This is a genomic window from Streptomyces sp. HUAS 31 (assembly GCF_028198125.1).
GTDB classification, from domain to species: Bacteria; Actinomycetota; Actinomycetes; order Streptomycetales; family Streptomycetaceae; genus Streptomyces; species Streptomyces chartreusis.
In genome coordinates this window covers 870,143-896,625 of record NZ_CP116353.1, presented here as the reverse complement: position 1 = coordinate 896,625, position 26,483 = coordinate 870,143, and the positions used below count along the sequence as shown (strand labels likewise).

Here is a 26,483-nt window from a genome sequence, read left to right as displayed (position 1 = left end):
CATGGGACGCGACCTCTCGGCCCTCTTCGACCCCGTATCCGTCGCCGTCGTCGGAGCCAGCGACGACCCGGCCAAGTACGGCCACGCCATCGCGGCCCAGGCCGTCCGCGCGGGCGGCCGCCGGCCCGTCCACCTGGTCAACCGGCGCGGCGGCACCGTCCTCGGCCGCACCGCCGCGCCCAGCCTGAGCGCGGTCGGCGAACCCGTCGACCTGGCGGTGGTCTCCGTGCCCGCCGCCGGTTTCGAGGACGCCGTCGACGAGGCCCTGCGGTGCGGCGCCCGGGCGATCGTCGCGATCACCGCGGGCTTCGCCGAGACCGGCGACGCCGGACGCGCCAGACAGGAGGCCGTCGCCGAACGGGTGCGCGCCGCCGGGGCGGTGATGGTCGGGCCCAACTGCCTCGGCCTGGCCGACAACACCACCGACCTGTTCCTGGCCTCCGACACCTTCACCCCCGGCGGCGTCGCGCTGCTGAGCCAGAGCGGCAACCTCGCCCTCGAACTGCAGCTCCGCTTCCGCCCGCACGGCCTCGGCTTCTCCCGGTTCGTCTCGCTCGGCAACCAGGCCGACGTCACCCTCGTCGACCTGCTCGCCGACTGCGCCCGGCACGACGGCACCCGGGCCATCGCCGTGTACGCCGAGGACTTCGGCGACGGACGCGCCTTCGCCGAGGCGGCCGCCGACGCAGGGAAACCCGTGGTGCTGCTCACCGCCGGCCGCGGGGACGCCTCCGCTCGCAGCGCCCAGTCGCACACCGGGGCGCTGACCACCTCGGCCGACGTGGTGGCCGCCGCCTGCCGGGACGCCGGCGTGGAACTGGTCGCCACCCCGCGCGAACTCACCGTCGTCCTCGCCGCGCTGCACGGCGGACGCCGGGCCGCGGACCGCCGGGTCGCCGTACTCACCGACGGCGGAGGGCACGGCGTCATAGCCGCCGACGCCGTCGAGGCGGCCGGGCTGACCGTGCCCGAACTGCGCGAGCCGACACGGGAGCTGCTGCGCGAAGCGCTGTGGGAGCAGTCGGCCGTAGCCAACCCGGTGGACCTCGCCGGAATGGGCGAGCAGGACCCCGGCTCCTACGCGGAGACCATTGCCGCGCTGCTGGCCGCCGAGGAGGCCGACGCCGTACTGATGACCGGCTACTTCGGCGGCTACGCGGCCGCCGAGGGCGGACTGGGCGGAGGCGGCACGGCGCTCGCGGAGGGGGAACAGGCCGCCGCCCGCCTCATCGCCGCCCGGCACCGGGCCATCGCCAAACCCCTGGTCGCGCAGTCGATGTACCCCGACTCGCCCAGCTGCCGCACGCTCGCCGCCGCCGGTGTGCCGGTCTTCGGCGCCACCGAGGACGCCGCCCGCGCACTCGCCGCCACCGCACCCCGCGCACCGCACACCGGCGTGACACCCCTGCCCAGCCCCGCGACCCCACTGCGGGAGACCGGTTACCTGGAGACCCGCAGAGCCCTCGAAGAAGCCGGACTCGCCTTCCCCGCCGCCCGCGAGATCCACGACGAGGCCGAACTGCTCGCCGCCGCAGGGGAGTTCAGCGGTCCGTACGTCCTCAAGGCCCTGCATCTGCTGCACAAGTCCGACGCCGGGGGAGTGGCCCTGGGCCTCGCCGGGCCCGACGAACTGCTCGCCGCCTTCCGGGAGATGCACGCCCGGCTCGGCGCCCCCTCCTACTCCGTGGAGGCCATGGCCGACCTCACCGACGGCATCGAGCTGATCGTCGGTGTCAACCGCGACCCGCGCTTCGGCCCGGTCGCCATGGTGGGCCTCGGCGGAGTGCTCGCCGAGGCACTGCACGACATCGCCTTCACCCTCGCCCCGGTCCCCGCCGACCGCGCCCTGCATCTGCTGCGCGGGCTGCGCACCGCCGCCCTGCTCGACGGGGTCCGCGGCCGGCCGGCCGTCGACGTCGAGGCCGCGGCGCGGGCCGTCGAGACCATCACCGCGTTCGCCGCCGCCCACCCCGAGATCGCCGAGATCGAGGTCAACCCCCTTCTCGTACGCCCCGACGGAGTCCTCGCCCTCGACTCCCGCGCCGTACTCGCCTGACCGAGCCGCACCCGCCCGACCGACCCCGGAAGAGGTCCCCATGGACATGCGCTACACCCCCGAGCAGGCCGACCTGAAGCGTCGAGCCGCCGAGTACGCCCGGCTGCTGATGCGGTACGAGGACCAGTCCGAGCAGGCCGGCGGACCCCTGCCGCAGGAGCTCGTCACCGAACTGACCCGCGCCGCGATGGACGCCGGGGTCTACGCCATCAACATGCCCGCCGAGTGGGGCGGGGCGGGCCTGAGCCTGCTCGACCAGGTCATCGTCGAGGAGGAGTTCGGCAAGGTCACCAACTGCCTGTGGGACATCCCCTGGCGGCCCGCCAACGTCCTCGCCTACGGCGACGAGCGGCAGCGCGAGAAGTACCTGCTGCCGGTGATCCGCGCCGAGAGGTTCGACGCGTTCGCCGTCACCGAGCCGGGCGCCGGCTCCGACCCGTCCTCCGGCACCTCCACGGCCACCCGCACCGACGGCGGCTGGCTGCTCAACGGCGAGAAGTGGTTCGTCACCTGCGGGGACATCGCCGACTTCCTGCTGGTGCAGGCGGACGCCGGGCCGGAGAAGCTGCCCACGCTGTTCTTCGTCGACAAGGCCGCGGCCGGCGTCGAGATGACCCGCGTGCCGCACTTCATGCACTCCGCCGTCAACGGGCACCCCGAGTTCACCTTCACCGACGTCTTCGTCGCCGACGAGGACGTGCTCGGCGGCGTCGGCAACGGCTACGAGCTGACCAAGGAATGGTTCACCGACGAACGCCTGATGATCGCCGCCCGCACCGTCGGCGCCGCCGAGCGGGCCCTCCAGCTCGCCCGGGACTGGGCCGTCGAGCGCGAGCAGTTCGGGGCGCCCATCGCCTCGTACCAGCTGATCCAGGGCATGCTCGCCGACTGCGCCGTGGACATCGCCGTCAACCGTGCCTACACCCACCAGGTCGCCTGGGAGGCCGACCAGCCCGGCACCGACCGCAAGACCCTGCACGCCAAGGCCTCCACCGCCAAGCTCGCCGCAAGCGAGGCCGCAGGGCGGGTCGCCGACCGGTGCCTCCAGATCTTCGGCGGCCGCGGCTACGACCGCACCTACCCCGTCGAGCGCATGTACCGCGAGCTGCGCGTCGACCGGATCTGGGAGGGCACCTCCGAGATCCAGCGGCTGATCATCGCCAACGAGCTCATCAAGCGCGGCACCCGCGCCCTGGCCCTGCCCACCCACTGAACCCGTCTCCCCGACACCGGACAGCGAGGACTTCCATGGACTTCCGTCTCACCCCGCGCCAGGCCCAGCTCAAGGCCGAGGCCCGTGCCCTCACCGACTTCATCGCCGGCTACGAGAACCAGTGCGAGGAGGAGAACGGCCTGCCCGCCGACGCGCACGCCAAGGTCCGTGACGCCGTGCTGGACGCCGGACTCCAGGCCGTCAACATGCCCGCCGAATGGGGCGGCGCCGGCCTCACCATCGCCGAACAGGTCACCGTGCAGGAGGAGTTGGGGCGGCTCACCGGCGCCCTGTGGGACATGGTGTGGCGCCCCGCGAACGCACTGCGGTTCTGCACCCCTGAGCAGCGCGAACGCTTCCTCGTCCCGGTGATCAAGGGCGAGCGGCGCGACTGCTACGCCGTCACCGAGCCCGGCGCCGGCTCCGACCCGCAGAACCTCGCCACCACCGCCACCAGGAACGACGCGGGTTGGGTGCTCAACGGCGAGAAGTGGTTCGTGACCGTCGGCGACCACGCCGACTTCATGATCGTGCTCGCCGCGGCCGGCCCGGAGCGTGCGCCCACCCTCTTCCTCGTCGACAAGGACACCCCCGGCATCGAGATGACGCGCGTCCCGCGCTGGATGCACACCTTCGTCTACGAGCACCCCGAGTTCACCTTCACCGATGTGCAGGTGGGCGACGACGCCGTGCTCGGCGCCATCGGCGAGGGCTACGACATCACCCGCTCCTGGTTCACCGAGGAGCGACTGATGATCGCCGCCCGCACCGTCGGCGCCGCCGAGCGGGCGCTGGAACTCTCCCGGGACTGGGCCGTGGAGCGGGAGCAGTTCGGGGCGCCGATCTCCTCGTACCAGCTGATCCAGGGCATGCTCGCGGACTGCGCCGTGGACATCGCCGTCAACCGTGCCTACACCCACCAGGTCGCCTGGGAGATCGACCACTCCGCGGCCGAGGACCGCAAGACGCTGCACGCCAAGGCCGCCATCGCCAAGCTCTCGGCGAGCGAGGCGTCCGGCCGGGTGGTCGACCGGTGCCTCCAGATCCACGGCGGCCGGGGCTACGACCGCGCCTACGCCGTCGAACGGCTCTACCGCGAGCTGCGCGTGGACCGGATCTGGGAGGGCACCTCCGAGATCCAGCGGCTGATCATCGCGGGCGAGCTCATCAAGCGTGGGTCGGGGGTCCTGGACCTGCCGGTCGCATGACGCGTGCCGAAACGGACGAGAGAGGGAGAGACATGACCGAGATCCGGCGCGTCGGGGTGGTGGGCTGCGGTCTGATGGGCGCGGGCATCGCCGAGGTGTGCGCACGGGCCGACGTGCCGGTCACGGTCGTGGAGCGCGACGCGGAGGCCGCCCGCGCGGGCCGCCTCCGCGTCCTGCGCTCGCTCGACCGGGCCGCCGCGAACGGCAGGATCGACGCCGCGCGACGCGACAGGGCCGCGGACCTGATCACCGTCGTCGACGACATCGAGGCCCTGCACGAGCACGACCTCGTGATCGAGGCGGTCGCCGAGGACGAACGCCTCAAGGTCGACGTGTTCACCCGCCTCGACTCCGTCGTCACCGACGACCGCACCATCCTCGCGACCAACACCTCGTCCATCCCGGTCATCAGGCTCGCCGCCGCCACGACCCGCCCGGACCGTGTCGTCGGCGTGCACTTCTTCAACCCCGTGCCGGTCCTGCGGCTCGTCGAACTCGTGCCGTCGCTGCTCACCTCGCCCGCCACCGCTCAGCGGGCCGAGGAGTTCGTGACCGGCACGCTCGGCAAGGAGGTCGTCCGCACCCGGGACAAGGCCGGGTTCGTCGTCAACGCGCTGCTCGTGCCCTATCTCCTGGCCGCCATCCGCATGGTGGAGTCGGGCAGCGCGACCGTCGAGGACGTCGACCGCGGCATGGTCCTGGGCTGCGCGCACCCGCTCGGCCCGCTGGCGCTGACCGACCTCATCGGCCTCGACACCACCCGGGCCATCGCCGAGTCGCTGTACGCCGAGTTCCGTGAGCCCCAGTACTCGCCGCCCCCGCTGCTGTCGCGGATGGTGGAGGCCGGCCTGCTGGGACGGAAGTCCGGGCGCGGCTTCCACGCGTACGACGGACAACCGGGTCGTGAGGCACCGGTACCCGCGGGGCGCCCGTGAGAGAAGATGGTCATGGCGAACGACGACCGAACGAGGGGAGCCGCACGGTGGCCACCAAGGTGCGCACGGCAGACACACGCGAGCGCATCCTGACCGCGGCGTGCGAGGTCATCGCCGACATCGGCTTCGAGAAGATCCGCATGCGCATGGTCGCCGAGCGGGCCGGGGTGTCGACGGCGTTGCTGCACTACCACTTCGACACCCGCGAGAAGTTGTTCACCGAGGCGATGACGCACTCCTTCGCCAGCACCGCCCTCGACGTCGACCGCGACGCGGGGACGGCGCCGGCGGCGGTCATCCTGGCCCGCATCGTGCGCAACCTGCTGCCCACCGACCCCGAACTCCACCAGGACTGGCGGCTGTGGCAGGAACTGTGGGTGCGGGCCCTGCGGGACGAGACGACCCGGGTCTTCGCCGTCGACCTGTACGCCCAACTGCACGGCTGGGTGTCCGACGCGATACGCCGCGGCATCGCCTCCGGCGAGTTCACACCGGCCGACGTCGACGACCTCAGCACCCTCGTGCTGTCCCTCAGCGACGGCTACGGCATCCGGCTGATGCTGCGCGACCCGACGGTCACCCTCGACTCGGCGCTCGCGTCCATCTGGCGCCACGTGGCCGGCGCGCTGGGCCTGCCGGCCGCCGTGCCCAAGGACTGACGCCCGGCCGAGCTGGGTACGCGTGCCCGGCACAGGTGAGTACGGCTACTCAGGCCACCGGGCGCGGCCCGGGGCATCGTGGGGAACCGATCACGACCTCAGGGGGTTCGACATGGCCGGTTCTCAGCGCTCCTTCGTCCAGGTGACGCGCCACCACCTGGTCAATCCGGCGGCCCTGGCCTATCTCGCGCTGGTGGTCGCCGTCCTGGTCCGGACGGGCGTGGACGCCCTGTTCGTCGAGCACCAGGACGCGAGCCTCGCCGGGATATGGGCCTTCGTCGTCACCGGGCCGACGTCCTGGCTGTTCCTGATGCTGCCGGGCGGGCTGCCGTGGGCCGGTGTCGTCGTCGGCGCCCTGTTCCAGGCGGCGGTGCTCGGCGCCGCGTACCACCGGCTCTCGGGCCGTCTGCACCACCACCGCACCCGCCCGAACGGCGCGTGACGCCTCAGACGCCGGGATCGGCCGGCTCCGGCGACAGGGGCTGCTCGGTCCAGATGGTCTTGCTGTTGCGGCCGTAGCGGGTGCCCCAGCGCTCGGAGAGCTGGGCCACCAGGAACAGGCCGCGGCCGCCCTCGTCGGTGCTGCGTGCCTGGCGCAGATGCGGCGAGGTGCTGCTGGAGTCGGAGACCTCGCAGATGAGATGGCCGTTGCGGATCAGCCGCAGCACCACCGGCCCGCCGGCGTACCGGTAGGCGTTCGTGACCAGCTCGCTCACGATCAGCTCGGTGGTGAAGGCCAGCTCCTCCAGCCCCCATTCCGTCAGCCGCTCCGTCACCAGCGCCCGGGCCCGGCCGGCCGCCGTGGGCTCGGCGGGCAGCTCCCAGGTGGCCACGTCCTCGGCCGCCAGCACCCGCGTCCGGCCCAGCAGCAGCGTGACGTCGTCGGCCGGCCGGTCCGGCAGCATCACGTCCTCCACCGCCTTGCACGTGTGCTCCAGCGACCGCGCCGGACCGGTCAGTGTGTCGTGCAGCAGCGTCAGCCCCTGGTCGATGTCGCGGTCACCGGCCAGCAGCAGGCCGTCGCTGTACAGGGCGATCAGGCTGCCCTCCGCCAGTTCGAGCTCGGCCGTCTCGTACGGCAGCCCGCCCAGGCCGAGCGGCAGTCCGGCGGGGACGTCGAGCGGACACAACCGGCCGTCGGGCCCCAGGAGCGTCGGCGGCGGATGGCCCGCGCGGGCCACGGCGCAGTGCCGGGAGACCGGGTCGTAGATCGCGTACACGCAGGTCGCGCCCATGATCTGCGGGGTGGTGTCCTCGGCCTGCCGCTGTTCGGTGGCCAGCTGGTCCACCAGGTCGTCCAGCCGGGCCAGGACCTCGTCCGGGGCCAGGTCGAGGTGCGCGAGGGTCCGCACGGCGGCGCGCAGCCGGCCCATCGTCGCCGAGGCGTGCATGCCGTGGCCCACCACGTCGCCGACCACCAGCGCGACCCGCAGCCCCGACAGCGGGATGACGTCGAACCAGTCGCCGCCGACCCCGGTGGAGGCCTGCGCGGGCAGATAGCGGTGGGCTGTCTCCAGCGCCGGGTGCGCGGGCACCTCGCCCGGCAGCAGGCTGCGCTGGAGGGCCTCGGCGGCGTTGTGCTGCTGCGTGTAGCGGCGGGCGTTGTCGATGCAGACCGCGGCCCTGGCGGCGAACTCCACCGCCAGGGTCAGATCGTCCTCCTCGAACGGCTCCGGCTGCTTGGAGCGCCACAGACAGACCAGCCCGAGGACCACACCGCGCGCGGCCAGCGGCACCACCATCAGGGAGTGGACCCCCATCGCCAGCGCCCGCGCGGCCCGCTCCGGCTCGGCGTCGAACCATCCGGAGTTGTCCTCCAGCACGGGCAGCAGGACGGGACGCCGCTCGGCCAGGCACTTCGTCGGAGCGGTCCGCTCGGGGAAGAAGAACAGATGGCCCTCCGGATACATCACCTCCGTCGCCTCCGCCCGGATGCTGCGGGCCGCCATCCTGCGCAGCGGGCCCAAGGAGTCCGGGGCCGGCTCCTCACCCCGGGGCACCGGTTCCAGCAGATCCACCGAGACGGCGTCGGCGAGCTCGGGAACCGCGGCCTCGGCCAGCTCCCGTGCGGTCGTGGCCACGTCCAGGGTCCTGCCGATCCGGGTGCCGGCCTCGTTGAGCAGCGCGAGCCGCCGCCGGGCCCGATGGCGTTCGGTGACGTCCTCGACGATCTCGGTGACGCCCAGCACCCGCCCGGAGGGGTCCTGCATCCGGAACGCCGAGATGGAGATCACCAGCTCCCGGTGGGGGTCGTGCAGCAGCCGCGCGTGCTGCTCGGCGAAGATCACCGGCTGGCCCGTCTCCAGGACCGACCGCAGCTTGGCCTCGGCCCGGTCCGCGTCGGGGCCGAACAGGAACTCGCCGGCCCGCCGCCCGCGGTACGCCTTCGGCGGCAGCCCGCCGAACCGCGCGATCGCCCGGTTCACCCGCAGCACGCGCAGGTCCGGGCCGAGCACCACGACCCCCACCGGGGACCGGCGGAACAGGCCGTCAAGCACCGACCGGTCGATCTCCCACTGGGCGATGTCCTCGGCGAGCGAGCCGATGAGGAGCCACTCGTCGCTGGAGTCCAGCCGACGCACCCGCCGGGCCCGGAACCCCACGAACACGCGGTGCCCCGCACGGTTGCGCACCGGCAGCAGCCCGAACCAGCCGCCCCCGCGCCGGCACGCGACGGTCGCCCGGGCGATCACGGCCTCGTCCCCGTCGGCGACCAGGACCGCGCGCACCGGCCGGCCCAGCACCTCGTCGGGCTCGTAGCCGAGGAGCGCGGTGGCCTGATCGCTCCACGCGACGACGTGTCCGCGGTCGTCCAGCACCGCCGACGCGGATCGGTGGACCGAGAAAGGATCCTCCGGGCTCTCACTGAGCGACGTCGGGGATGTGTCGTGCATCGCCCACCCATCTCGCGCCGTTCCCGGGGCCCGCGGTGCGTCGCCCCGGCCGGTCCTGCGGTCGCGCATGCTCGGATTCGTAGCGGCTCACTCCCAGTATCGGCCGTACGGGCACAGCGCGCTTCGTCGCCGCGGCCGGGGCGCCCACTCGGAGGACGCCCGCGACCGGCCCGTGACCCGGTTCATCGGGGCAGCGCCCGGGCGAGAAGCACCGCCACGTCGTCATCCGCCACCTCGGGCATCAGATGGGCCAACAGGTCGTCGCAGACCCGGTCCAGGGGATGCTCCGGATGCCGCAGCTCCCGCGCCAGGCGGAGCATGCCCTGGTCGAGATCGGTGCCGCGGGCCTCGATCAGACCGTCGGTGTAGATCACCAGGAGGCTGTGCGGCGCCAGGACCACCTCCTGCACTTCGCCGTCCTGCCCGCCCACCCCCAGCGGCGGCCCCGCGGGCCCGTCCAGGAAGGCGACCGCCCCGAGCGCGTCCGCGACCACGGGAGGCGGGTGTCCCGCCCTGGCGATCACACAGCTGCCGTCGGTGGGATCGTGCACGGCGTACAGGCAGGTCGCCATCTCGTTGTCGCCCAGATCCGCCACGGTGGCGTCCAGGGACCTCAGCACTTGGTCGGGCGGCGTGTTCCGGCGCGCCAGGGTCCGTACGGCGGTGCGCAGCTGGCCCATGACCGCCGCCGCGTGGATGCCGTGCCCCATCACGTCCCCGATCACCAGCGCGGTCCGGCCGTCCGGCAGGGCGATCGCGTCGAACCAGTCGCCGCCGACCTCGTGGTCACCGGCCGGCAGATAGCGGGCGGTCAGCTCCAGTCCGCCGACGGCGGGCAGGGACGGGTTCATCAGGCTGCGCTGGAGGGTGAGCGCCGCGTCGCGCTCCCGGCTGTACATGCGCGCGTTGTCGATGTTCAGCGCCGCCCGGGCCACCAGCTCGTCGATCAGCAGGGTGTCCTGGTCGTCGAAGGGCTCGTGGCCCCGGGTACGGGTCACCACCACGGCGCCGAGCACCGTGCCCCGGGCCACCATCGGGATCAGCCGGGCCGCTCTCACCCGGGCGCGCAGGTACTCGCGCAGCGTGTCGGCGTCGGGGCCGGGGATCAGCGGGCCGATGTCGGACAGGTACAGGTTCATCGGCCGGCCCTCGCTGATCACCTGCTCGTACACCGACCCGGGCGGGACCTGGAGTGTCCTGCCGACCGAGAGGTGATCGGCCGGCGCGGCCGGATCCGTGAAGGACGCCGCGGCCCGCCGCACCACGCCGTGCGCCGACGCGGCGGTCTCGTCCGGGGCGACCGCCTCCTCCAGCAGCTGGACGTCGGCGGAGTCCGCGAGCCGGGGCACCAGGACCCGGACCACCTCCTGCGCCGTCTGCGTCAGATCCAGCGTGGAGCCCATCTGCGTGCCCGCCTCCGCCAGCAGCGTCAGGCGCCGCCGCGCCCGCTCCGCCTCCAGATGGGCCCGCTGCTCCTGCGTGACGTCGATCAGCGAGGCGATCACGCCCACCCGCTGCCCGGCACCGCCGAGCAGGGGAGCGTAGGAGCAGGACCACGTCCGCTGCCGTTTCGGGTCCGCCGAGGCGCTGGTGTACCGGTAGTCCACCACCGCCTCGCCCCGGTCGAGGACCCGCCGCATCACCGACTCCAGCGCCTCGGTGCCGGCGGCGATCTCGGTCACGCGTCTGCCGATGTGCTCGGCCACCGGGACGCGGTCCATCCGGGCCAGCGCCTCGTTGACCCGCAGGAACCGCAGGTCCGGGCCGAGCATGGCCAGGCCGATCGGGGACTGGGCGAACAGTCCCTCCAGGGCCGCCAGCGCGTCCCGCATCCGCTCCACCGCCGACGTCTCCGCGGCGATGGCCAGCAGACCCGGCCGCCCCCGGGAATCGGCGAACGGGCAGTGCCACAACTCCATGTCGACGAGGGTCCCGTCGCGATGCCGGACCGGCAGCCGCGCGACCACCGCCGCGCCCGTCCGCACCGACCGGGCAAGACGGTCCGCCAGCTCGTGGTTCTTCTCGGGCACCAGCACACGTTTGGCGTCCTGCCCCACCATCTGCTCCGGCGTGTGCCCGAGCAGGTCCTGCGCGGCCAGCGACCACTGCACCAGACGCCCGTCGCCGTCGACCACCCACAGGGCGAGCGGGAGCAGGTCCTCGAACACGCCCGCGTGTCCCGCCGCGGCCGTCAGCCGCGCCGGCCATTCGTCGATCGCGTCGTGCGTGTTGGCATCGCGGTGTATCGCGCCGACCATCAGGGCACCTCGCTTACACCACCCTCGATCACACAGAAGGCTCACAGACAGCGTAGGCCCGTCCGGTCACCTGGGTACCCGTGGTGACCGGACCGGGCGTCCGCCGATCGGCGAGTGGCCCGGCTCACATGGCGTTATGGGGGAGCCGCCGACACCATGGGTGTCCGTCTCCGGCAGGCTGAAGGGATCAAGAATGTTCCGCAAGGTGCTGGTCGCCAACCGCGGTGAGATCGCGATTCGCGCTTTCCGCGCAGGCTACGAGCTGGGTGCGCGCACCGTCGCCGTCTTCCCGCACGAGGACCGCAACTCCCTGCACCGGCTGAAGGCCGACGAGGCGTACGAGATCGGCCAACCGGGACACCCGGTGCGGGCCTACCTCTCCGTGGAGGAGATCGTCCGTGCGGCGCGCCGGGCCGGAGCGGACGCCGTCTATCCGGGCTACGGATTCCTGTCCGAGAACCCCGATCTGGCGAGGGCCTGCGAAGAGGCGGGCATCACCTTCGTCGGACCGAGCGCCGACATCCTGGAGCTGACCGGCAACAAGGCCCGCGCCGTGGCCGCCGCGCGCGAGGCGGGTGTCCCGGTGCTCGGATCGTCGGCGCCGTCCAACGACGTGGACGAGCTCGTCGCCGCCGCCGACGCCATCGGCTTCCCCGTGTTCGTCAAGGCCGTCGCGGGCGGCGGCGGTCGCGGCATGCGCCGCGTCGAGGAACCCGCGCAGCTGCGCGAGTCCATCGAGGCGGCGTCCCGCGAGGCGGCGTCCGCGTTCGGCGACGCCACGGTGTTCCTGGAGAAGGCAGTCGTCGAGCCCCGCCACATCGAGGTGCAGATCCTCGCCGACGGCGAAGGCAACGTCATCCACCTCTTCGAGCGGGACTGCTCGGTGCAGCGCCGCCACCAGAAGGTCATCGAGCTGGCGCCCGCGCCGAACCTCGACCCGGAGCTCCGCGACCGGATCTGCGCCGACGCAGTGAGCTTCGCCCGGCAGATCGGCTACCGCAACGCCGGCACCGTGGAGTTCCTGCTCGACCGCGAAGGCAACCACGTCTTCATCGAGATGAACCCGCGCATCCAGGTCGAGCACACAGTGACCGAGGAGGTCACCGACGTCGACCTCGTGCAGTCGCAGCTGCGCATCGCCGCCGGCGAGACCCTGGCCGACCTCGGCCTCGCCCAGGACACCGTCAGGCTGCGCGGCGCGGCCCTCCAGTGCCGTATCACCACCGAGGACCCGGCCAACGGCTTCCGCCCGGACACCGGCCGGATCAGCGCCTACCGCTCACCGGGCGGCTCGGGCATCCGGCTCGACGGCGGAACCACCCACGCCGGCACGGAGATCAGCGCGCACTTCGACTCGATGCTGGTCAAACTCACCTGCCGGGGCCGGGACTTCGGTGCCGCCGTGGGTCGCGCCCGGCGCGCCGTCGCAGAGTTCCGCATCCGCGGTGTGGCAACCAACATCCCCTTCCTGCAAGCGGTCCTCGACGACCCCGACTTCCAGGCCGGCCGGGTCACCACGTCGTTCATCGAGCAGCGCCCGCACCTGCTGACGGCCCGTCACTCCGCCGACCGCGGCACCAAGCTGCTGACCTACCTGGCCGACGTCACCGTCAACAAGCCGCACGGCGAACGGCCCGAACTGCTCGACCCGTTGACCAAGGTGCCCGCGCTGCCCGCCGGTGAGCCGCCCGCCGGGACCCGGCAGAAGCTCGCCGAACTCGGCCCGGAGGGCTTCGCGAGCTGGCTGCGCGCCTCGCCGACCATCGGCGTCACCGACACCACGTTCCGCGACGCCCACCAGTCGCTGCTCGCCACCCGGGTGCGCACCAAGGACATGCTCGCCGTCGCCCCCGTGGTGGCGCGGACCCTGCCCCAGCTGCTGTCCCTGGAGTGCTGGGGCGGCGCGACCTACGACGTCGCCCTGCGCTTCCTCGCCGAGGACCCGTGGGAGCGCCTCGCGGCCCTGCGGGAGGCCGCGCCGAACATCTGCCTCCAGATGCTGCTGCGCGGCCGCAACACCGTCGGCTACACGCCGTACCCCACCGAGGTGACCGACGCGTTCGTGCAGGAGGCGGCGGCCACCGGCATCGACATCTTCCGCATCTTCGACGCCCTCAACGACGTCGACCAGATGCGGCCCGCGATCGAGGCGGTACGGGAGACCGGCACCGGCGTCGCGGAGGTCGCCCTGTGCTACACCTCCGACCTGTCCGACCCGGCGGAGCGCCTGTACACCCTGGACTACTACCTGCGCCTGGCCGAGCGGATCGTCGACGCCGGCGCCCATGTCATCGCCGTGAAGGACATGGCGGGCCTGCTGCGGGCACCGGCCGCGGCGAAGCTGGTGTCCGCGCTGCGCCGGGAGTTCGACCTGCCGGTCCATGTGCACACCCACGACACCGCGGGCGGTCAGCTCGCCACCTACCTGGCCGCGATCCAGGCCGGCGCCGACGCGGTGGACGGGGCCGTGGCGTCCATGGCGGGCACCACCTCGCAGCCGTCGCTGTCGGCGATCGTCGCCGCGACCGACCACTCCGAGCGCCCCACCGGCCTCGACCTCCAGGCCGTCGGCGACCTGGAGCCGTACTGGGAGAGCGTCCGCAAGGTCTACGCCCCCTTCGAGGCGGGCCTGGCCTCGCCGACCGGCCGTGTCTACCACCACGAGATCCCCGGCGGTCAGCTCTCCAACCTGCGCACCCAGGCGGTCGCGCTCGGCCTCGGCGACCGGTTCGAGGAGATCGAGGCGATGTACGCCGCCGCCGACCGGATGCTGGGCCGGCTGGTGAAGGTCACGCCCTCGTCGAAGGTCGTGGGCGACCTCGCCCTGCACCTGGTGGGCGCCGGTGTGTCCCCGGCGGACTTCGAGCAGGACCCCGACAGGTTCGACATCCCCGACTCCGTCATCGGCTTCCTGCGCGGCGAGCTCGGCACCCCGCCCGGCGGCTGGCCCGAGCCGTTCCGCAGCAAGGCGCTGCGGGGCCGGGCCGAGGCCAAGCCCGTGCAGGAACTGAGCACCGACGACCGCGAAGGGCTGGCGAAGGACCGGCGCGGCACCCTCAACCGGCTGCTGTTCCCCGCCCCGACGCGTGAGTTCGAGACGCACCGGGACAGCTTCGGCGACACCAGCGTGCTGGACAGCAAGGACTTCTTCTACGGGCTGCGCCCGGGCAAGGAGTACGCCGTCGACCTCGAACGCGGGGTGCGGCTGCTGATCGAGCTGCAGGCCGTCGGCGACGCGGACGAGCGCGGCATGCGCACCGTGATGTCCACCCTGAACGGCCAGCTGCGGCCGATCCAGGTCCGTGACCGGGCCGCCGCCTCGGACGTCCCCGTGACGGAGAAGGCGGACCGGAGCAACACCGGGCACGTGGCGGCGCCGTTCGCGGGCGTGGTGACCCTGACGGTCGCCGAGGGCGACGAGGTGGCGGCCGGTGAGACGGTGGCCACCATCGAGGCGATGAAGATGGAGGCCTCGATCACCGCCGCGAAGGCCGGCACGGTCGCCAGGCTCGCCATCAACCGCATCCAGCAGGTCGAGGGCGGCGACCTGCTCGTCGAACTGGCCTGAGCCGAGACCCGGCCACGCCCCGCGCAGGGAACGCGTCTGCGCGGGGCGCGGCCGGGCTCACCGGGTCGGGCGTCAGGCACGGACACTGACCGTATGACCCCGACTCCCGCGGAACCGCACACCGTCCCCGCCGAACTCCGCCCCTACCTCCAGGAGGTCGTCCGCCGCGCGCGGGCCGTGTGCGGACCTCGTCTGGTGAGCGTCGTCGCGGTCGGCTCCGTCGCGCTCGGCGACTACCGGCACGGGCGCAGCGACACCGACGTCACGGTCGTCGTGGACGTGCCCCTCCCCGGGGCGACGCTGTCCGACCTCGCCGCCGCACTCACGCACCCCGCGCTGCCCTGCCCCGCGACGGGACTGGAACTCGTGGTCTACGACGAGGAGTTCGCGGCCCGTCCGTCCGGCGAGGGCGGCTATCTGATGGACCTCAACACCGGGCCCCTGCTGCCGAGCCGCGTCAGCTTCGACCCGGCCGAGTCGCCCGCGTTCTGGTACGTCATCGACCGCTCCGTCGCCTATCGGTCGGGGCTGCCGCTGTACGGCCGCCCGCCGCGCGAGGTCATCGCCGAGCCCGGACGCGCCGACCTGCTCACCGCCCTGCGCGCCTCGGTCCGCGAGCACAGCGCCGCCGAGGGACATCTCGCGGACAACCGGGTCCTCAACGGCTGCCGCTCGGTGAACTTCTGCCGCACCGGCCGCTGGCAGGCCAAGCGCCGGGCGGCCCAGGCGGTCGCCGCGTCCGAGGAACGCTTCCGCCCGCTCATCACCGCCGCGCTGCGCAGCTACGAACGCCCCCGCACCGACGCGACCGCACTGCCCGTCACCGACGTCCGGACCTTCCTGACGTGGGTCGCCGAACGTGTCGACGCCGCCTGCGCGGCCGGGCGGCCGGTGCGCGAGTGACCGTGGCCCCGGTGGGCCGGCGGCTCAGCTCCAGCCGAACCGGCGGTCCACCACCGCCGCGAACTCCTCCAGGGTCAGCATCTCGTCCCCGTTCTGGTCGGCGGCGTCGAACAGCGCGGAGGACGCTTCCTCGTCCCCCAAGCCCCAGATCGGCAGATCTCCCGACGCGGCCAGCGACGGCCCCTTCGTCCGCAGGGCGATGATCACCTCAGCGCGCGTCAGGGTCCCGTTGTGGTCGAGGTCGAGCGCCTCGAACAGCTTCCGGGCCTTGTCACTCATCGTGTCACCTTCGTTCCCGTCGGCAGGCCGACCTGCCACCCCGTTACCAGACAAGAACGCGATTCCGCCCCTTCAGGTTCCCTCTCGACCCCGGCGAGTGCGAGCGATCAGCCACATCAGATACGGCGCCCCGACCGCGGCCGTCAGCACACCCACGGGCAGCTCGACCGGCGCGAACAGCCGACGGGCCAGCAGATCCGCGACGATCACGATCGTGGCGCCGGTCAGGGCCGAAGACAGCAGCGGGATCTGCGCGGTACGGGTCAGCCGATGGGCGATCTGCGGGGCGAGCAGCGCCACGAAGTCGACCGGTCCCGCGGCACCGGTCGCCACGGACGCCGGCACCACGCCGAGCGCGATCAGCCCCAGCCGCACGGGACCGAGCCGCACCCCCAGCGCGGTCGCCGTGCTGTCGTCCAGGGAGACCATCCGCTGGGCGTACGCGGCCCACACCAGCACCGGCACCAGCACCGCGAGCACCAGCGCGAGCGGCGCGGCCTGGTCGTAGCCCCGGCCGTTGAGCGAACCCGTCAGCCACACCTTGGCCTGCTGGGCGACCAGGTAGTCGCCCTTGGTGAGGAACAGCCGGGTCAGCGAACCCAGCGCGATGGACACCCCGATACCGACGAGCACGAAGCGCGTCGCGTGCAGGCCGCCCCGCCAGGCGAAGACGTACACGAGCGCGGCAGCGGCTAGCCCGCCCACGACCGAGACGTACGGCAGGACGGTGTACGAGGTGAGCCCGAACGTCATCGCGGTCACCGTCGCCGCACCCGCGCCGTGCGTGACGCCGATGACGTCCGGACTGGCGAGGGAGTTGCGCGCGACGGTCTGCACGAGCGCGCCCGAGACACCGAACGCGGCACCCACCAGCAGCCCCGTCACCAGCCGGGGCAGCCGCAGCGTGCCCACGACCAGTTCGTCGGGGCTCGGCTGCCCGAGCAGCACATGGACGACCTCGGCCGGGGAGACGTACGACTCGCCGACGCACAGCGACACCACGGCCGTCACCGCTAGGACGGCGGCCAGCAGGGCCGCCACGGCACAGGCCCGGCGGTGCAGCAGGAAGCTGCCGTCGCCGAGGCGGACGACGGTGTACCCGGCCGGGCGCGGCCGCCGGACGGCGGGTGGGGTTCGCTCCAGGGGCTGTGTCATGCAGGCACCGTCGCCTTCCTCCGTACCAGCGCGACCAGGAACGGCACGCCGAGCAGCGCGGTCATCACCGCCACCGGCACCTCCGAAGGCGCGAAGACGACCCGGCCGAGCACGTCCGACACCAGGATCACCGTGGGGCCGAGCAGCGCCGACAGCGCCAGCACCCAGCGGTGGTCGGAACCCACCAGCGCCCGCGCGATGTGCGGCACGGCCAGCCCGACGAACGCGATCGGACCGGCCGTGGCGACCGCGACGCCGGTCAGCACGGTCGCCGCGAGCGCGCCGACGGCCCGCACCAGCGCGACCCGGTGACCCAGCCCCCGGGCCACGTCGTCGCCGAGCGCCAGGGCGTCAAGACCCCGGGCCACGACGGCCACCAGAAGCAGGCCCACCAGTAGGAACGGCCAGGTCCGCGCGACGACTTCGCCGTCCCGGCCGCCGATCGAACCGACGTCCCAGAAGCGGAACTCGTCCAGGGCGCGGGCGTCGGTCGTGACGATCGCGGAGACCACGGAGGCGATGAACGCGTTCATCGCGGCCCCGGCCAGCGCAAGCTTGACCGGCGAGGCGCCCCCGCGGCCGCTGCCCGCCACCGCGTACGCGGCCACCGCCGCGAGCCCCGCCCCGGCGAACGCGAACCACACGTATCCGGCGGGCGTGTGCACCCCGAGGAACGCGATGGCGCAGACGACGCCCAGCGCGGCGCCCTGGCTGACGCCGAGGACGCCGGGCTCGGCGATCGGGTTGCGGGTGATGCCCTGCATGACCACGCCGGCCACCGCGAGGGCCAGGCCGACCATCACGCCGATGACCGTGCGGGGGACCCGCAGCGCGCGCACGACCTGCGCGTCGTCGCCGGTGCCGCCGCGCAGCAGGGCGTCGTACACCTCGGTCGGGGCGATCTGCCGGCTGCCCAGGGCGAGGCTGAGCAGGACGGCGAGGAACAGCAGGAGCATGCCCGCGACCGTCCAGGCGATACGGCGCCGGGTGGCACGGGACATGCGGTTCCTCTTGCTGGTTCTCGGGCGGCGCGGCCTGCCGGTTGTCGGAGGTACGGCAAGGCGGTGCGCTCGGGCGAACGGTGCGGCTACTTGGTGAGGTGCTTCTCCAGGTCCGCGAGGACCTGGTCCGCCGCGGTGACGCCGAGGCCCAGGTACCAGGTCTCGTCCGGGACGTCGTAGGCGTGCCCGGCCTTGACCGCCTTGAGGTTCTTCCACAGCGGGTTGCCCTGCGCCCGGGACTTGTCGGTGGCCTTCGCGTCGCCGTACACACCGGTGAAGATGTAGTCGGCGTCGGCCTGGTCGATGTTCTCGGCGCTGACCTCGGCGGCCAGGTCCTCGATGTCCTGGTTCTTGGGCCGCGGGATACCGGCGTCCTTGAGGATGGTGCCGATGAACGAGGCGTTGGCGTAGAGCCGGATCACCCCGTCGGGCAGGTAACGCACCATCGACACGGTCGGCTTGTCGGCGCCGAGCTTTGTGTCGAGTTCCTTGACCTTCGTGTCGTACGCGGTCAGCTTCGCCTTCGCCTCGGCGGTCCTGTCCAGGGCCGCGGCGTTCAGGAGGTAGTTCTCCTTCCAGGTGAAGCCGGGGCGGATGGAGAAGACGGTGGGCGCGATCTTCGACAGCTCGTCGTACTTGTCCGCGGCGCGCAGCCGGCTGCCGAGGATCAGGTCCGGCTTGAGAGCGGCGATCGCCTCCAGGTTGAGGTTGTTGATCGTGCCGATGTTCGCCGGGTTCCCGGCGTCCTTCTTCAGGTAGGACGGCAGCTCGGGGGAGCCCTCCGTCGGCGCGAGGCCGACCGGCTCGATCCCGAGCGAGACGACGTTGTCGAGCTCGCCGACGTCCAGGACCACGACCCGCTCGGGCCGGGACTCGATGACCGTCTCGCCCATGGCGTGCTCGATGGTGCGCGGCCACTGGCCCGGCTTGGCGTCGGTGCCCATCTCGGCCGTCTTCTGCGCGGCCGACGCGAAGTCCTTGCCGCCCTTGGCCACGTCCTTCTTGTCGCCCGCGGCCGCGGAACCCGCGTTGTCCGAGCCGTCGTCGGAACCGCCGCAGGCCGCGAGGGACAGCGCCGCGGCGACGGCGAGAGCGATGGCGGCCGGGCCGCGACGCCGGTGAAGCATGACAGGGCTCCCTTTTGGTGCACATGGGTCGGCCGTTAGGCCAGCCTCACCTTATCCGGATCTTCGATGGGCCCTACATGCGAGTCTGTGTGGTTCCTGTCACGGCCGTGTGATGCGGGTGTACGCGTCCTCGGGGCGGGCCGGTGGGCCCGACGCCGAGGACGCACCGCGCGTGGGGGTGGGTCAGGCAACCGAGCAGGCCGAGTCGTTCAGGGTGAAGGCCGTGGGGCCGGGGTTCGTCCCGCCCTTCGTGGCGGTGAAGCCCAGCGTCACCGAGCCCGTCGGGGCGATCGTCGCCGTGTACGACGCGGCGGCGACACTCACCTCCGCGCCGCTCTGTGTCGGCGTGCCGCCCCACAGGTTGCTGACGCGCTGGCTGTCCGGGAAGGTCCAGCGCAGCGTCCAGCCGCTGATCGCGGAGGTGCCGGTGTTGCGGATGACGATCTCGCCCTGGAAGCCGCCCGGCCACTCGTTGGTGACCCGGTAGGAGACACCGCACGTGGCCGCCGAACCGCCGGAGGCCGTGGTGACCGCCACCGTGCCGGAGCGCGGTGACCGGTTGCCGGCGGCGTCGCGCGCGTAGACAGCGAAGGTGTAGGAGGTGGCGGGGGCGAGCCCGGTGACCGTGGTGGAGGTGCCGGCCGTCGTGGTGGCGGCGGTCTCCGAGGTGCCGCTGACACGGACGACGTCGTAGCCGGTGACACCGGTCGCGTCGGTGGCGGCGGACCAGTTCAGGGTGACGGACGAGGACGTCACGGCGGAGGCGGTCGGGGTTCCGGGTGCGGTCGGGGGAGTGGTGTCGCCGCCGGCGGAGGAGTAGACGGCGGCCTCCTCTGAGGTGGCGGCGATGCCGTTCGCACCGTTGAAGATCCGCTGCCCCCACGAGGTCAGTTGGTTCGGGTCGAAGTTCGTGACCATGTCCAGGTACTCGACCCCGCCGCCGTTGCCGCTCCACGACCAGCCGAGGTAGCCGAGCCCCAACTGCCGGGTGGCGGCCAGAATGGTGTCCTCGTCGGGGTCGCCGTCCGAGTGGTTGTGTCCGAACTCGCCCACGACGATGGGGAGTTTCGCCGTGACGAAGCGGTTCAGATAGTCGCTGATCTCGGCGGCGGTGTCGAACACGCCGTACATGTGGATGGAGAAGACCGTGTTGGCGTCCGGGTCGGCCGCGAACACCGAGGCGGCGTTGTCGCGCATCGTGAACGCCCAGTCCTGACCCCAGTTGGGCGCGTCGACCATGATGGTGTGCCGGAAACCGGCCGACCGCAGCTTCTGGACGGCCGCCTTGGTGTCGGCCGTCCACGCCGTGTAGTTAGTGTTCCCGTACGGCTCGTTGCCGATGTTGACGATGACGTAGTCCTCCTGGCCGGTCAGTGCGCTCTGCACGCCGATCCAGTAGTCGGCGGCACGCGAGAGCGTCACGGCACCGCTCTGTTCGCCGTAGCCGGTGGTGTCGTGGACCTCCAGGACGCAGATGAGCCGGTTCTGTTTGCACTGGGCGACGACGTTCGACACGTCAGCGGCGTCGTTGCGGGTCCAGCGGTCACCGCTGGAGAGGACCACCCGTACCGTGTTGGCGCCCTTGGCCTTGATGTGTGCGAGGGAGCTGACGCGGTCCGGATACCAGGTGTGGGCGTGGTTGACGCCGCGCATGACGAAGTCGTTCCCGTTCGACTCCAGCAACCGCCCGTTGACGACACGGAAGCCCGGCGGCGCCGCATGGGCGGGGGAGCCGAGGGCGAGCAGCGGGAGCAGCAGCCCCAGAAGAGCGGCGACGGTGGCGAGCCGTGGGACGGCCGGGGTGCGGGATCTCATGGCGGCTCCAGGGGAAGGCATGGGATGAGTGGCTGAAGTTCCCTTTCCAGACGTTCATGGGAGCGCTCCCATCACCCATCAAGCCATCGTTGTCATTGACGCGTCAAGAGGTTCGGCGGCGATACGGGGCGGGAGGGGGCTGTACTGAGATGCTGTCGGTGCGAACACCGTCCGTTCGAGGAGGCGCCATGCCCGAGTCGTCCGTCCTTGCCGCGCTGGTGTCCGGACTGCGTGGTGGATCGATCGAAGTCGTCGATCTGACGTCGCCCTTGTCATCGTCGACTCCGGTGATCCAACTGCCGCCCCAGTTCGGCCAGACCGCCGTTTTCGAGCTGGAGGAGATCAGCCGGTACGACGACCGCGGCCCTGCCTGGTACTGGAACAACTTCCGCAGCGGCGAGCACACCGGCACCCACTTCGACGCCCCGAACCACTGGGTCACCGGCAAGGACCTCGCCGACGTCGCCTCGGTGCCCGCGCGCGATCTGATCGCGCCCGCCGCCGTGCTGGACTTCACCGCCGAGGCCGCCGAGAACCCCGACTTCCTGGTCGAGATCGACCACGTGAAGGCATGGGAGGCCGAGAACGGCCCCTTGCCGGACGGCGGTTGGCTGCTGCTGCGCACCGGTTGGGACGCCCGCTCGCACTCCCAGGAGGCGTTCCTCAACGCCGACGAGAACGGCCCGCACACCCCGGGGCTGTCGCCGGAATGCGCCCGCTGGGTCGCCGAGGAGTCGCCCGTCCTGGGCCTGGGTGTCGAGACGGTGGGCACGGACGCGGGGGCCGCGCACTCCTTCGACCCCGCCTTTCCCTGCCACTCCTATCTGATGGGCAGCGACAAGTACGGCCTGACGCAGTTGCAGAACCTGGCCGCGCTGCCGCCGACCGGCGCAGTCGTCGTCGCGGGGCCCCTGCCGATCGTCACCGGCTCCGGTGCCCCCGCGCGCGTGCTGGCCCTGGTGGAGCGCGCATGAAGGTCTCGGAAGCGGTCGGCCGGGCGCTGTGCGCGGCCGGCGTCGACCAGGTCTTCGGGGTCGTCGGGTCGGGCAACTTCCATGTCACCAACGCGATGATCGCGGCGGGCGCGCGGTTCGTCGCCGCACGCCATGAGGGCGGCGCGGCCACGATGGCTGACGCGTACGCCCGGACCAGCGGCGAGGTCGCGGTGGTCAGCGTCCATCAGGGGCCGGGCCTGACGAACGCGATGACCGGCATCGCGGAGGCGGCGAAGAGCCGTACCCCGCTGATCGTGCTGGCGGCCGAGGTGACCGAACCCAGGTCCAACTTCCATGTCGACCAAGAGGCGTTGGCCCGTGCGGTGGGGGCGGCCGCGGTGCGGGTGACGTCGGCCGAGGAGGCCGTCGAGCAGACGTGCGCGGCGGTCCGGCTGGCGGTGTGGGAGCGGCGCACCGTCCTGCTCAACCTCCCTCTTCCGGTACAGGCGTCGGAGATCCCCGAAGGTGCCCTGGCGCAGGCGGTGCCGCCCACGCCGAAGGCCGCCGTCGAGCCGGACGCGGCGGAGGTCGCGGCCCTCGCCGAGCTGCTGGGGCGGTCCCGGCGCCCGGTGTTCGTGGCGGGCCGCGGGGCGCGGGAGCCGGGCGGCGGGGAGGCCCTGGCGGCGCTCGCCGAGCGGTACGGCGCGCTGCTCGCGACGTCGGCCGTGGCCCGCGGGCTCTTCCACGGCGACGCGTGGTCCCTGGACGTCTCCGGAGGTTTCGCCTCGCCGCTCGCCGTCGAGCTGATCCAGGGCGCCGACCTCATCGTCGGCTGGGGCTGCGCGCTGAACATGTGGACCATGCGGCACGGCCATCTCATCGGCGCCGACGCCACCGTCGTCCAGGTCGACGACGACCCGTCGGCGCTCGGCTTGCACCGGCCGGTCCACCTCGGCGTCACCGGCGACGTCCGCCTCACCGCGCGCCGCGTGTACGAGACGGGCGGCGAACCGCGTGAGGGCTACCGGACCCCACAGGCCGCGGCGGCCCTCGCGGCACGGCTGCGCTGGCACGACGTCCCGTACGAGGACACCGGCACGCGTGAGCGGATCGACCCGAGGACGCTGGGCATCGCACTCGACGAGATCCTGCCCGCCGAGCGGGTGGTCGGCGTCGACTCGGGCAACTTCATGGGCTATCCGACGATGTACCTGTCGGTGCCGGACGAGAAGGGCTTCTGCTTCACGCAGGCATTCCAGTCGATCGGGCTGGGTCTCGCGACCACGATCGGGGCCGCGCTGGCCCGGCCGGACCGGTTGCCGGTGGCCGCGCTCGGGGACGGCGGCGCCCTGATGAGCGCCGTCGAACTCGACACCGTCCGCCGGCTCGGGCTGCCCATGGTGGTCGTGGTGTACGACGACGAGGCCTACGGCGCCGAGGTGCACCACTTCGGACCCGACGGGCACCAGCTCGACACCGTGCGCTTCCCGCCGACGGACATCGCGGCCGTGGGGCGGGGCTACGGCTTCGAGGCGGTGACCGTGCGGACGCGGGCCGATCTCAAGGCCGTGGCGGACTGGGTCGCCGGGCCGCGGAGCGCTCCGCTGCTGATCGACGCCAAGGTGGTGGCCGATCAGGGGGCGTGGTGGCTGGAGGAGGCGTTCCGGGGCCATTGAGCGCCTCGCCGGGAGCGCCGAGTGGGGTGTTGGTCTCCGTCTGCGGCGCCGTCGTGGCTGATCGCGCAGTTCCCCGCGCCCCTTTCGGGGCGCTGTCGAGCCGGCTGCCCGGTGGCACTCGCGCGCGCTGCCGGGCAGCCGGACCGGATCAGACCGCCGGTGCCGGATAGGTCGGGTACTCGACCCCGGAGACGTGCTGGACGACCCGGATGACCTGGCAGGAGTAGCCGAACTCGTTGTCGTACCAGAGGTAGAGGATCGCGTTGTCGCCCTCCACCTTCAGCGCGCCGGCGTCCACGATGGAGGCGTGGCGGGAGCCGATGAAGTCGCTGGAGACCGCGTCGGGCGCCGTGATGAAGTCGATCTGGCGGCGCAGCGGCGAGGTCAGCGACACGTCGCGCAGGTAGTCGAGGACCTCCTCGCGGTTCGTCTCGCGCTTCAGCTGGAGGTTGAGGATCGCGATGGAGACGTCCGGGACCGGGACACGGATCGAGCTGCCGGTGATCCGGGCCTTGAGGTCGGGCAGCGCCTTGGCGACGGCCGAGGCGGCGCCGGTCTCGGTGATGACCATGTTCAGCGGCGCGCTGCGGCCACGGCGCTCGGACTTGTGGTAGTTGTCCAGCAGGTTCTGGTCATTGGTGAAGGAGTGGACGGTCTCCACGTGACCGCGCTCCACACCGAACTCGTCGTCCATCGCCTTCAGCGGCGGGACTATGGCGTTCGTGGTGCAGGAGGCGCAGGACAGGATCTGCTCGTCCGGCTTCAGGGTGTCGTGGTTGACGCCGTGCACGATGTTCGGGACGTCGCCCTTGCCCGGCGCGGTCAGGACGACCTTGTCGATGCCGGGGCGCAGGTGGCCCGACAGGCCCTCGCGGTCGCGCCACTTGCCCGTGTTGTCGATGAGGATGGCGTTCTTGATGCCGTACGCCGTGTAGTCGACCTCGCTGGGGTCGTTGGCGTAGATCACCTTGATCGCGTTGCCGTTGGCGTTGATCGTGCTGTTGGCCTCGTCGACCGTGATCGTGCCCTGGAACTGGCCGTGGATGGAGTCACGGCGCAGCAGCGAGGCACGCTTGACGATGTCCTGATCGCCGCCGCCGCGCACGACGATGGCCCGCAGCCGCAGACCGTTGCCGGAGCCGGACTTCTCGATCAGCAGCCGGGCCACGAGGCGGCCGATGCGGCCGAAGCCGTACAGGACGACGTCACGGCCCTCGCCGCGCTCGATCTTGTTGGCGCCGGTGGCACCCGCGACGGCCTCGGCGGTGAACGCCTCCACCGTCAGACCGCGGTCGTCGGCCTTGTAGGTGGCGGCCAGCATGCCGATGTCGATCTGCGACGGGCCGAGGTCCAGCTCCGTGAGGGCCTTCAGGAACGGCAGCGTCTCGGTGACCGAGAGCTCCTCACCCGCGATCTGCCGGGCGAACCGGTGGGTCTTCAGGATGCTGACCACCGACTTGTTCACCAAGGAGCGGCTGTGGAGGAGGACGGTCACGTCCCGCTCCCGGTGCAGCTTCCCAATGATCGGGATCATCGACTCCGCGATTTCCTCGCGGTTCTTCCAGTTGGTGAACGAGTCGTCGTTGACAGTCACGGGCCTATCTTTCGAGCTAGGAGGCGCTCATATGCTAACCGCAGGTTCCGATGAGCGTTCAAAGGGGGGTCTGTGTGCCAGGAGAGTGTGTGCTATTGCTGGTATTCATCCCTTTTGTTCGGCTCGTGCGCTGTAGGCGCGGAGGAGGAGTGAACGGGTGGAGCTGGAGCTACGGCATCTGCGTGTGCTGTGTGCCATCGCCGACGCGGGGAGCGTCGGCCGGGCCGCGGCCGAGCTCGGCTATTCGCAGCCCGCGATGAGCACCCAACTCCGGCGCATCGAGCGGTACTTCGGCGAGTCGATCTTCGAGCGCGGCTCGACGGGTGTGCGGTTGACCCCGTACGGCTTCGAGGTCGTCGCCCAGGCGCGCGACGTCCTCGCCCGCGCGGACGCGATCGGACGCCGTCCGGCCGCCGGCGCGGCGTCCGAGCGCCGGCCCCTGCGGGTGGCCGCGACCAATTCGCCGATGCTGGCCGGCATGGTGTCGGGCCTGCGCTCCCGGCTGCCGGACGTCTCCCTCGCGGTGAGCAGTGTCTACGCCTCGTCGCGGATCGTCGAGCTGCTGGAGGACGGGGTGGTGGACGCGGCCATCGCCGCCGACTACCCCGGCCGGGAGCTGGAGCACTCCGACACGGTGGCCCATCGCGGCATCGTCACCGAGCCGACGTTCGTGGCCCTGCCGTCCCGGCATCCGCTCGCCCAGCGCACCCAGATCGCGCTCGCCGACCTCGCCGACGAGGCCTGGTTCCTGACACCCGACGACGGCGCCGGATGGCCGGGCGTCTTCTACACGGCCTGCGCGGCGGCCGGGTTCACACCCGCGACCGTCCATGAATTCCTCGGCGACCAGCAGCAGTTGCAGGGGATGATCGCCGACGGGCTCGGCGTGGCCGTGGTGCAGCCGACGATGCGACCCCTCCCGCACGTGGTCGTCAAGCCGCTCGCCGGAACGCCGCTGTGGTGCCGGTACGTGCTGGCCTGGCGGCGCGCGGCCGTCGCCGAGGAACTGGTCGACGCCCTCTTCCAGTCCGCCGCCGACGCGCACCGCCAACTCGTCGCACAGTCACCGCACTTGAGGACCTGGGCCGCACGTATGTGGAGCGTGCCCGGGGCCTAGCCGCCGCTCGCCGCTGACCTCCGCGCGTTATGGCCCCTCGGCGCCATGTGCTATGTCACACACCATTGTTGGTGCCGCACGGCGTTGAGA

General features: G+C 72.2%; 19 protein-coding genes. 11 read left to right on the top strand and 8 right to left on the bottom strand.

Annotated features, from left to right (window positions below; translation table 11 throughout):
* Position 1 precedes the first annotated feature (1 nt).
* The 6 genes from PGH47_RS03730 to PGH47_RS03705 all read left to right on the top strand — a co-directional run bounded on the left by PGH47_RS03730 (position 2) and on the right by PGH47_RS03705 (position 6,513).
* Positions 2-2,056, top strand: coding sequence for an acetate--CoA ligase family protein (locus PGH47_RS03730; RefSeq protein WP_271662200.1), 2,055 nt, complete (start codon positions 2-4; stop codon positions 2,054-2,056).
* A 40-nt stretch (positions 2,057-2,096) separates the two neighbouring features.
* Positions 2,097-3,269 carry an acyl-CoA dehydrogenase family protein gene (locus PGH47_RS03725; RefSeq protein WP_271662199.1) on the top strand — a complete coding sequence of 391 codons (1,173 nt, stop codon included), beginning with the start codon at positions 2,097-2,099 and terminating at the stop codon, positions 3,267-3,269.
* Between the two features lie 35 nt (positions 3,270-3,304).
* Positions 3,305-4,477, top strand: a complete 1,173-nt coding sequence (locus PGH47_RS03720; protein ID WP_271662198.1) for an acyl-CoA dehydrogenase family protein — start codon at positions 3,305-3,307, stop codon at positions 4,475-4,477.
* Between the two features lie 32 nt (positions 4,478-4,509).
* Positions 4,510-5,412, top strand: coding sequence for a 3-hydroxybutyryl-CoA dehydrogenase (locus PGH47_RS03715; RefSeq protein ID WP_271662197.1), 903 nt, complete (start codon positions 4,510-4,512; stop codon positions 5,410-5,412).
* Positions 5,413-5,459: 47 nt separating this feature from the next.
* A complete protein-coding gene (locus PGH47_RS03710) occupies positions 5,460-6,071 on the top strand; it encodes a TetR/AcrR family transcriptional regulator (protein WP_271662196.1) in 612 nt (203 codons plus the stop codon).
* 112 nt (positions 6,072-6,183) lie between these two features.
* Positions 6,184-6,513 (top strand): SCO4225 family membrane protein, encoded by a 330-nt coding sequence (locus tag PGH47_RS03705; protein ID WP_271662195.1) that lies wholly within the window; start codon positions 6,184-6,186, stop codon positions 6,511-6,513.
* 4 nt (positions 6,514-6,517) lie between these two features.
* Here PGH47_RS03705 and PGH47_RS03700 read toward each other — a convergent pair whose 3' ends face one another.
* Positions 6,518-8,965, bottom strand: a complete 2,448-nt coding sequence (locus PGH47_RS03700) for a SpoIIE family protein phosphatase (protein WP_271662194.1) — start codon at positions 8,963-8,965, stop codon at positions 6,518-6,520.
* Between the two features lie 182 nt (positions 8,966-9,147).
* The gene (locus PGH47_RS03695; RefSeq protein WP_271662193.1) at positions 9,148-11,223 is read right to left on the bottom strand and encodes a SpoIIE family protein phosphatase; all 2,076 of its coding nucleotides are present in this window, start codon (positions 11,221-11,223) and stop codon (positions 9,148-9,150) included.
* Between the two features lie 193 nt (positions 11,224-11,416).
* Between PGH47_RS03695 and PGH47_RS03690 the strand changes: the two genes are divergently transcribed.
* Both PGH47_RS03690 and PGH47_RS03685 read left to right on the top strand, forming a co-directional pair.
* Entirely contained in the window at positions 11,417-14,791 is a 3,375-nt protein-coding gene (locus PGH47_RS03690) for a pyruvate carboxylase (protein ID WP_271662192.1), read from the top strand.
* 93 nt (positions 14,792-14,884) lie between these two features.
* Positions 14,885-15,694, top strand: a complete 810-nt coding sequence (locus PGH47_RS03685) for an aminoglycoside adenylyltransferase domain-containing protein (protein ID WP_271662191.1) — start codon at positions 14,885-14,887, stop codon at positions 15,692-15,694.
* Between the two features lie 24 nt (positions 15,695-15,718).
* On the opposite strand, the gene PGH47_RS03680 is transcribed toward PGH47_RS03685, so the two are convergent.
* From PGH47_RS03680 to PGH47_RS03660, 5 genes are all read right to left on the bottom strand, one after another.
* Positions 15,719-15,973, bottom strand: a complete 255-nt coding sequence (locus tag PGH47_RS03680) for an EF-hand domain-containing protein (protein ID WP_126898117.1) — start codon at positions 15,971-15,973, stop codon at positions 15,719-15,721.
* Between the two features lie 72 nt (positions 15,974-16,045).
* Positions 16,046-17,128: a FecCD family ABC transporter permease gene (locus PGH47_RS03675; protein WP_271662190.1), complete on the bottom strand. Its 1,083-nt coding sequence runs from the start codon at positions 17,126-17,128 to the stop codon at positions 16,046-16,048.
* On the bottom strand, positions 17,125-18,129 hold the full coding sequence (locus tag PGH47_RS03670) for a FecCD family ABC transporter permease (protein WP_271662189.1): 1,005 nt from the start codon (positions 18,127-18,129) through the stop codon (positions 17,125-17,127). The genes PGH47_RS03675 and PGH47_RS03670 overlap by 4 nt, the downstream gene beginning before the upstream one ends.
* 86 nt (positions 18,130-18,215) lie before the next feature.
* Positions 18,216-19,256 carry an ABC transporter substrate-binding protein gene (locus PGH47_RS03665; RefSeq protein WP_271662188.1) on the bottom strand — a complete coding sequence of 347 codons (1,041 nt, stop codon included), beginning with the start codon at positions 19,254-19,256 and terminating at the stop codon, positions 18,216-18,218.
* A gap of 183 nt (positions 19,257-19,439) precedes the next feature.
* Positions 19,440-21,071: a cellulase family glycosylhydrolase gene (locus tag PGH47_RS03660; protein ID WP_271662187.1), complete on the bottom strand. Its 1,632-nt coding sequence runs from the start codon at positions 21,069-21,071 to the stop codon at positions 19,440-19,442.
* A gap of 188 nt (positions 21,072-21,259) precedes the next feature.
* Here PGH47_RS03660 and PGH47_RS03655 point away from each other — a divergent pair, with 188 nt between their 5' ends.
* Together PGH47_RS03655 and PGH47_RS03650 are read left to right on the top strand one after the other, a co-directional pair.
* On the top strand, positions 21,260-22,045 hold the full coding sequence (locus PGH47_RS03655; protein ID WP_271662186.1) for a cyclase family protein: 786 nt from the start codon (positions 21,260-21,262) through the stop codon (positions 22,043-22,045).
* Positions 22,042-23,682 (top strand): thiamine pyrophosphate-binding protein, encoded by a 1,641-nt coding sequence (locus PGH47_RS03650; protein ID WP_271662185.1) that lies wholly within the window; start codon positions 22,042-22,044, stop codon positions 23,680-23,682. The genes PGH47_RS03655 and PGH47_RS03650 overlap by 4 nt, the downstream gene beginning before the upstream one ends.
* Before the next feature lie 148 nt (positions 23,683-23,830).
* Here PGH47_RS03650 and PGH47_RS03645 read toward each other — a convergent pair whose 3' ends face one another.
* Positions 23,831-25,276, bottom strand: coding sequence for a glyceraldehyde-3-phosphate dehydrogenase (locus tag PGH47_RS03645; protein ID WP_126898197.1), 1,446 nt, complete (start codon positions 25,274-25,276; stop codon positions 23,831-23,833).
* A 157-nt stretch (positions 25,277-25,433) separates the two neighbouring features.
* On the opposite strand from PGH47_RS03645, the gene PGH47_RS03640 reads away from it, so the two are divergent.
* Positions 25,434-26,393 carry a LysR family transcriptional regulator gene (locus tag PGH47_RS03640; protein ID WP_271662184.1) on the top strand — a complete coding sequence of 320 codons (960 nt, stop codon included), beginning with the start codon at positions 25,434-25,436 and terminating at the stop codon, positions 26,391-26,393.
* The last annotated feature ends 90 nt before the right edge of the window (positions 26,394-26,483 follow it).

Excerpts from the sequence above, each read along its gene's own strand:
- PGH47_RS03730 (WP_271662200.1), top strand. The coding sequence starts at position 2 with ATGGGACGCGACCTCTCGGCCCTCTTCGACCCCGTATCCGTCGCCGTC.
- PGH47_RS03725 (WP_271662199.1), top strand. The coding sequence starts at position 2,097 with ATGGACATGCGCTACACCCCCGAGCAGGCCGACCTGAAGCGTCGAGCC.
- PGH47_RS03720 (WP_271662198.1), top strand. The coding sequence starts at position 3,305 with ATGGACTTCCGTCTCACCCCGCGCCAGGCCCAGCTCAAGGCCGAGGCC.
- PGH47_RS03715 (WP_271662197.1), top strand. The coding sequence starts at position 4,510 with ATGACCGAGATCCGGCGCGTCGGGGTGGTGGGCTGCGGTCTGATGGGC.
- PGH47_RS03705 (WP_271662195.1), top strand. The coding sequence starts at position 6,184 with ATGGCCGGTTCTCAGCGCTCCTTCGTCCAGGTGACGCGCCACCACCTG.
- PGH47_RS03700 (WP_271662194.1), bottom strand. The coding sequence starts at position 8,965 with ATGCACGACACATCCCCGACGTCGCTCAGTGAGAGCCCGGAGGATCCT.
- PGH47_RS03695 (WP_271662193.1), bottom strand. The coding sequence starts at position 11,223 with ATGGTCGGCGCGATACACCGCGATGCCAACACGCACGACGCGATCGAC.
- PGH47_RS03690 (WP_271662192.1), top strand. The coding sequence starts at position 11,417 with ATGTTCCGCAAGGTGCTGGTCGCCAACCGCGGTGAGATCGCGATTCGC.
- PGH47_RS03685 (WP_271662191.1), top strand. The coding sequence starts at position 14,885 with ATGACCCCGACTCCCGCGGAACCGCACACCGTCCCCGCCGAACTCCGC.
- PGH47_RS03680 (WP_126898117.1), bottom strand. The coding sequence starts at position 15,973 with ATGAGTGACAAGGCCCGGAAGCTGTTCGAGGCGCTCGACCTCGACCAC.
- PGH47_RS03675 (WP_271662190.1), bottom strand. The coding sequence starts at position 17,128 with ATGACACAGCCCCTGGAGCGAACCCCACCCGCCGTCCGGCGGCCGCGC.
- PGH47_RS03670 (WP_271662189.1), bottom strand. The coding sequence starts at position 18,129 with ATGTCCCGTGCCACCCGGCGCCGTATCGCCTGGACGGTCGCGGGCATG.
- PGH47_RS03665 (WP_271662188.1), bottom strand. The coding sequence starts at position 19,256 with ATGCTTCACCGGCGTCGCGGCCCGGCCGCCATCGCTCTCGCCGTCGCC.
- PGH47_RS03660 (WP_271662187.1), bottom strand. The coding sequence starts at position 21,071 with ATGAGATCCCGCACCCCGGCCGTCCCACGGCTCGCCACCGTCGCCGCT.
- PGH47_RS03655 (WP_271662186.1), top strand. The coding sequence starts at position 21,260 with ATGCCCGAGTCGTCCGTCCTTGCCGCGCTGGTGTCCGGACTGCGTGGT.
- PGH47_RS03650 (WP_271662185.1), top strand. The coding sequence starts at position 22,042 with ATGAAGGTCTCGGAAGCGGTCGGCCGGGCGCTGTGCGCGGCCGGCGTC.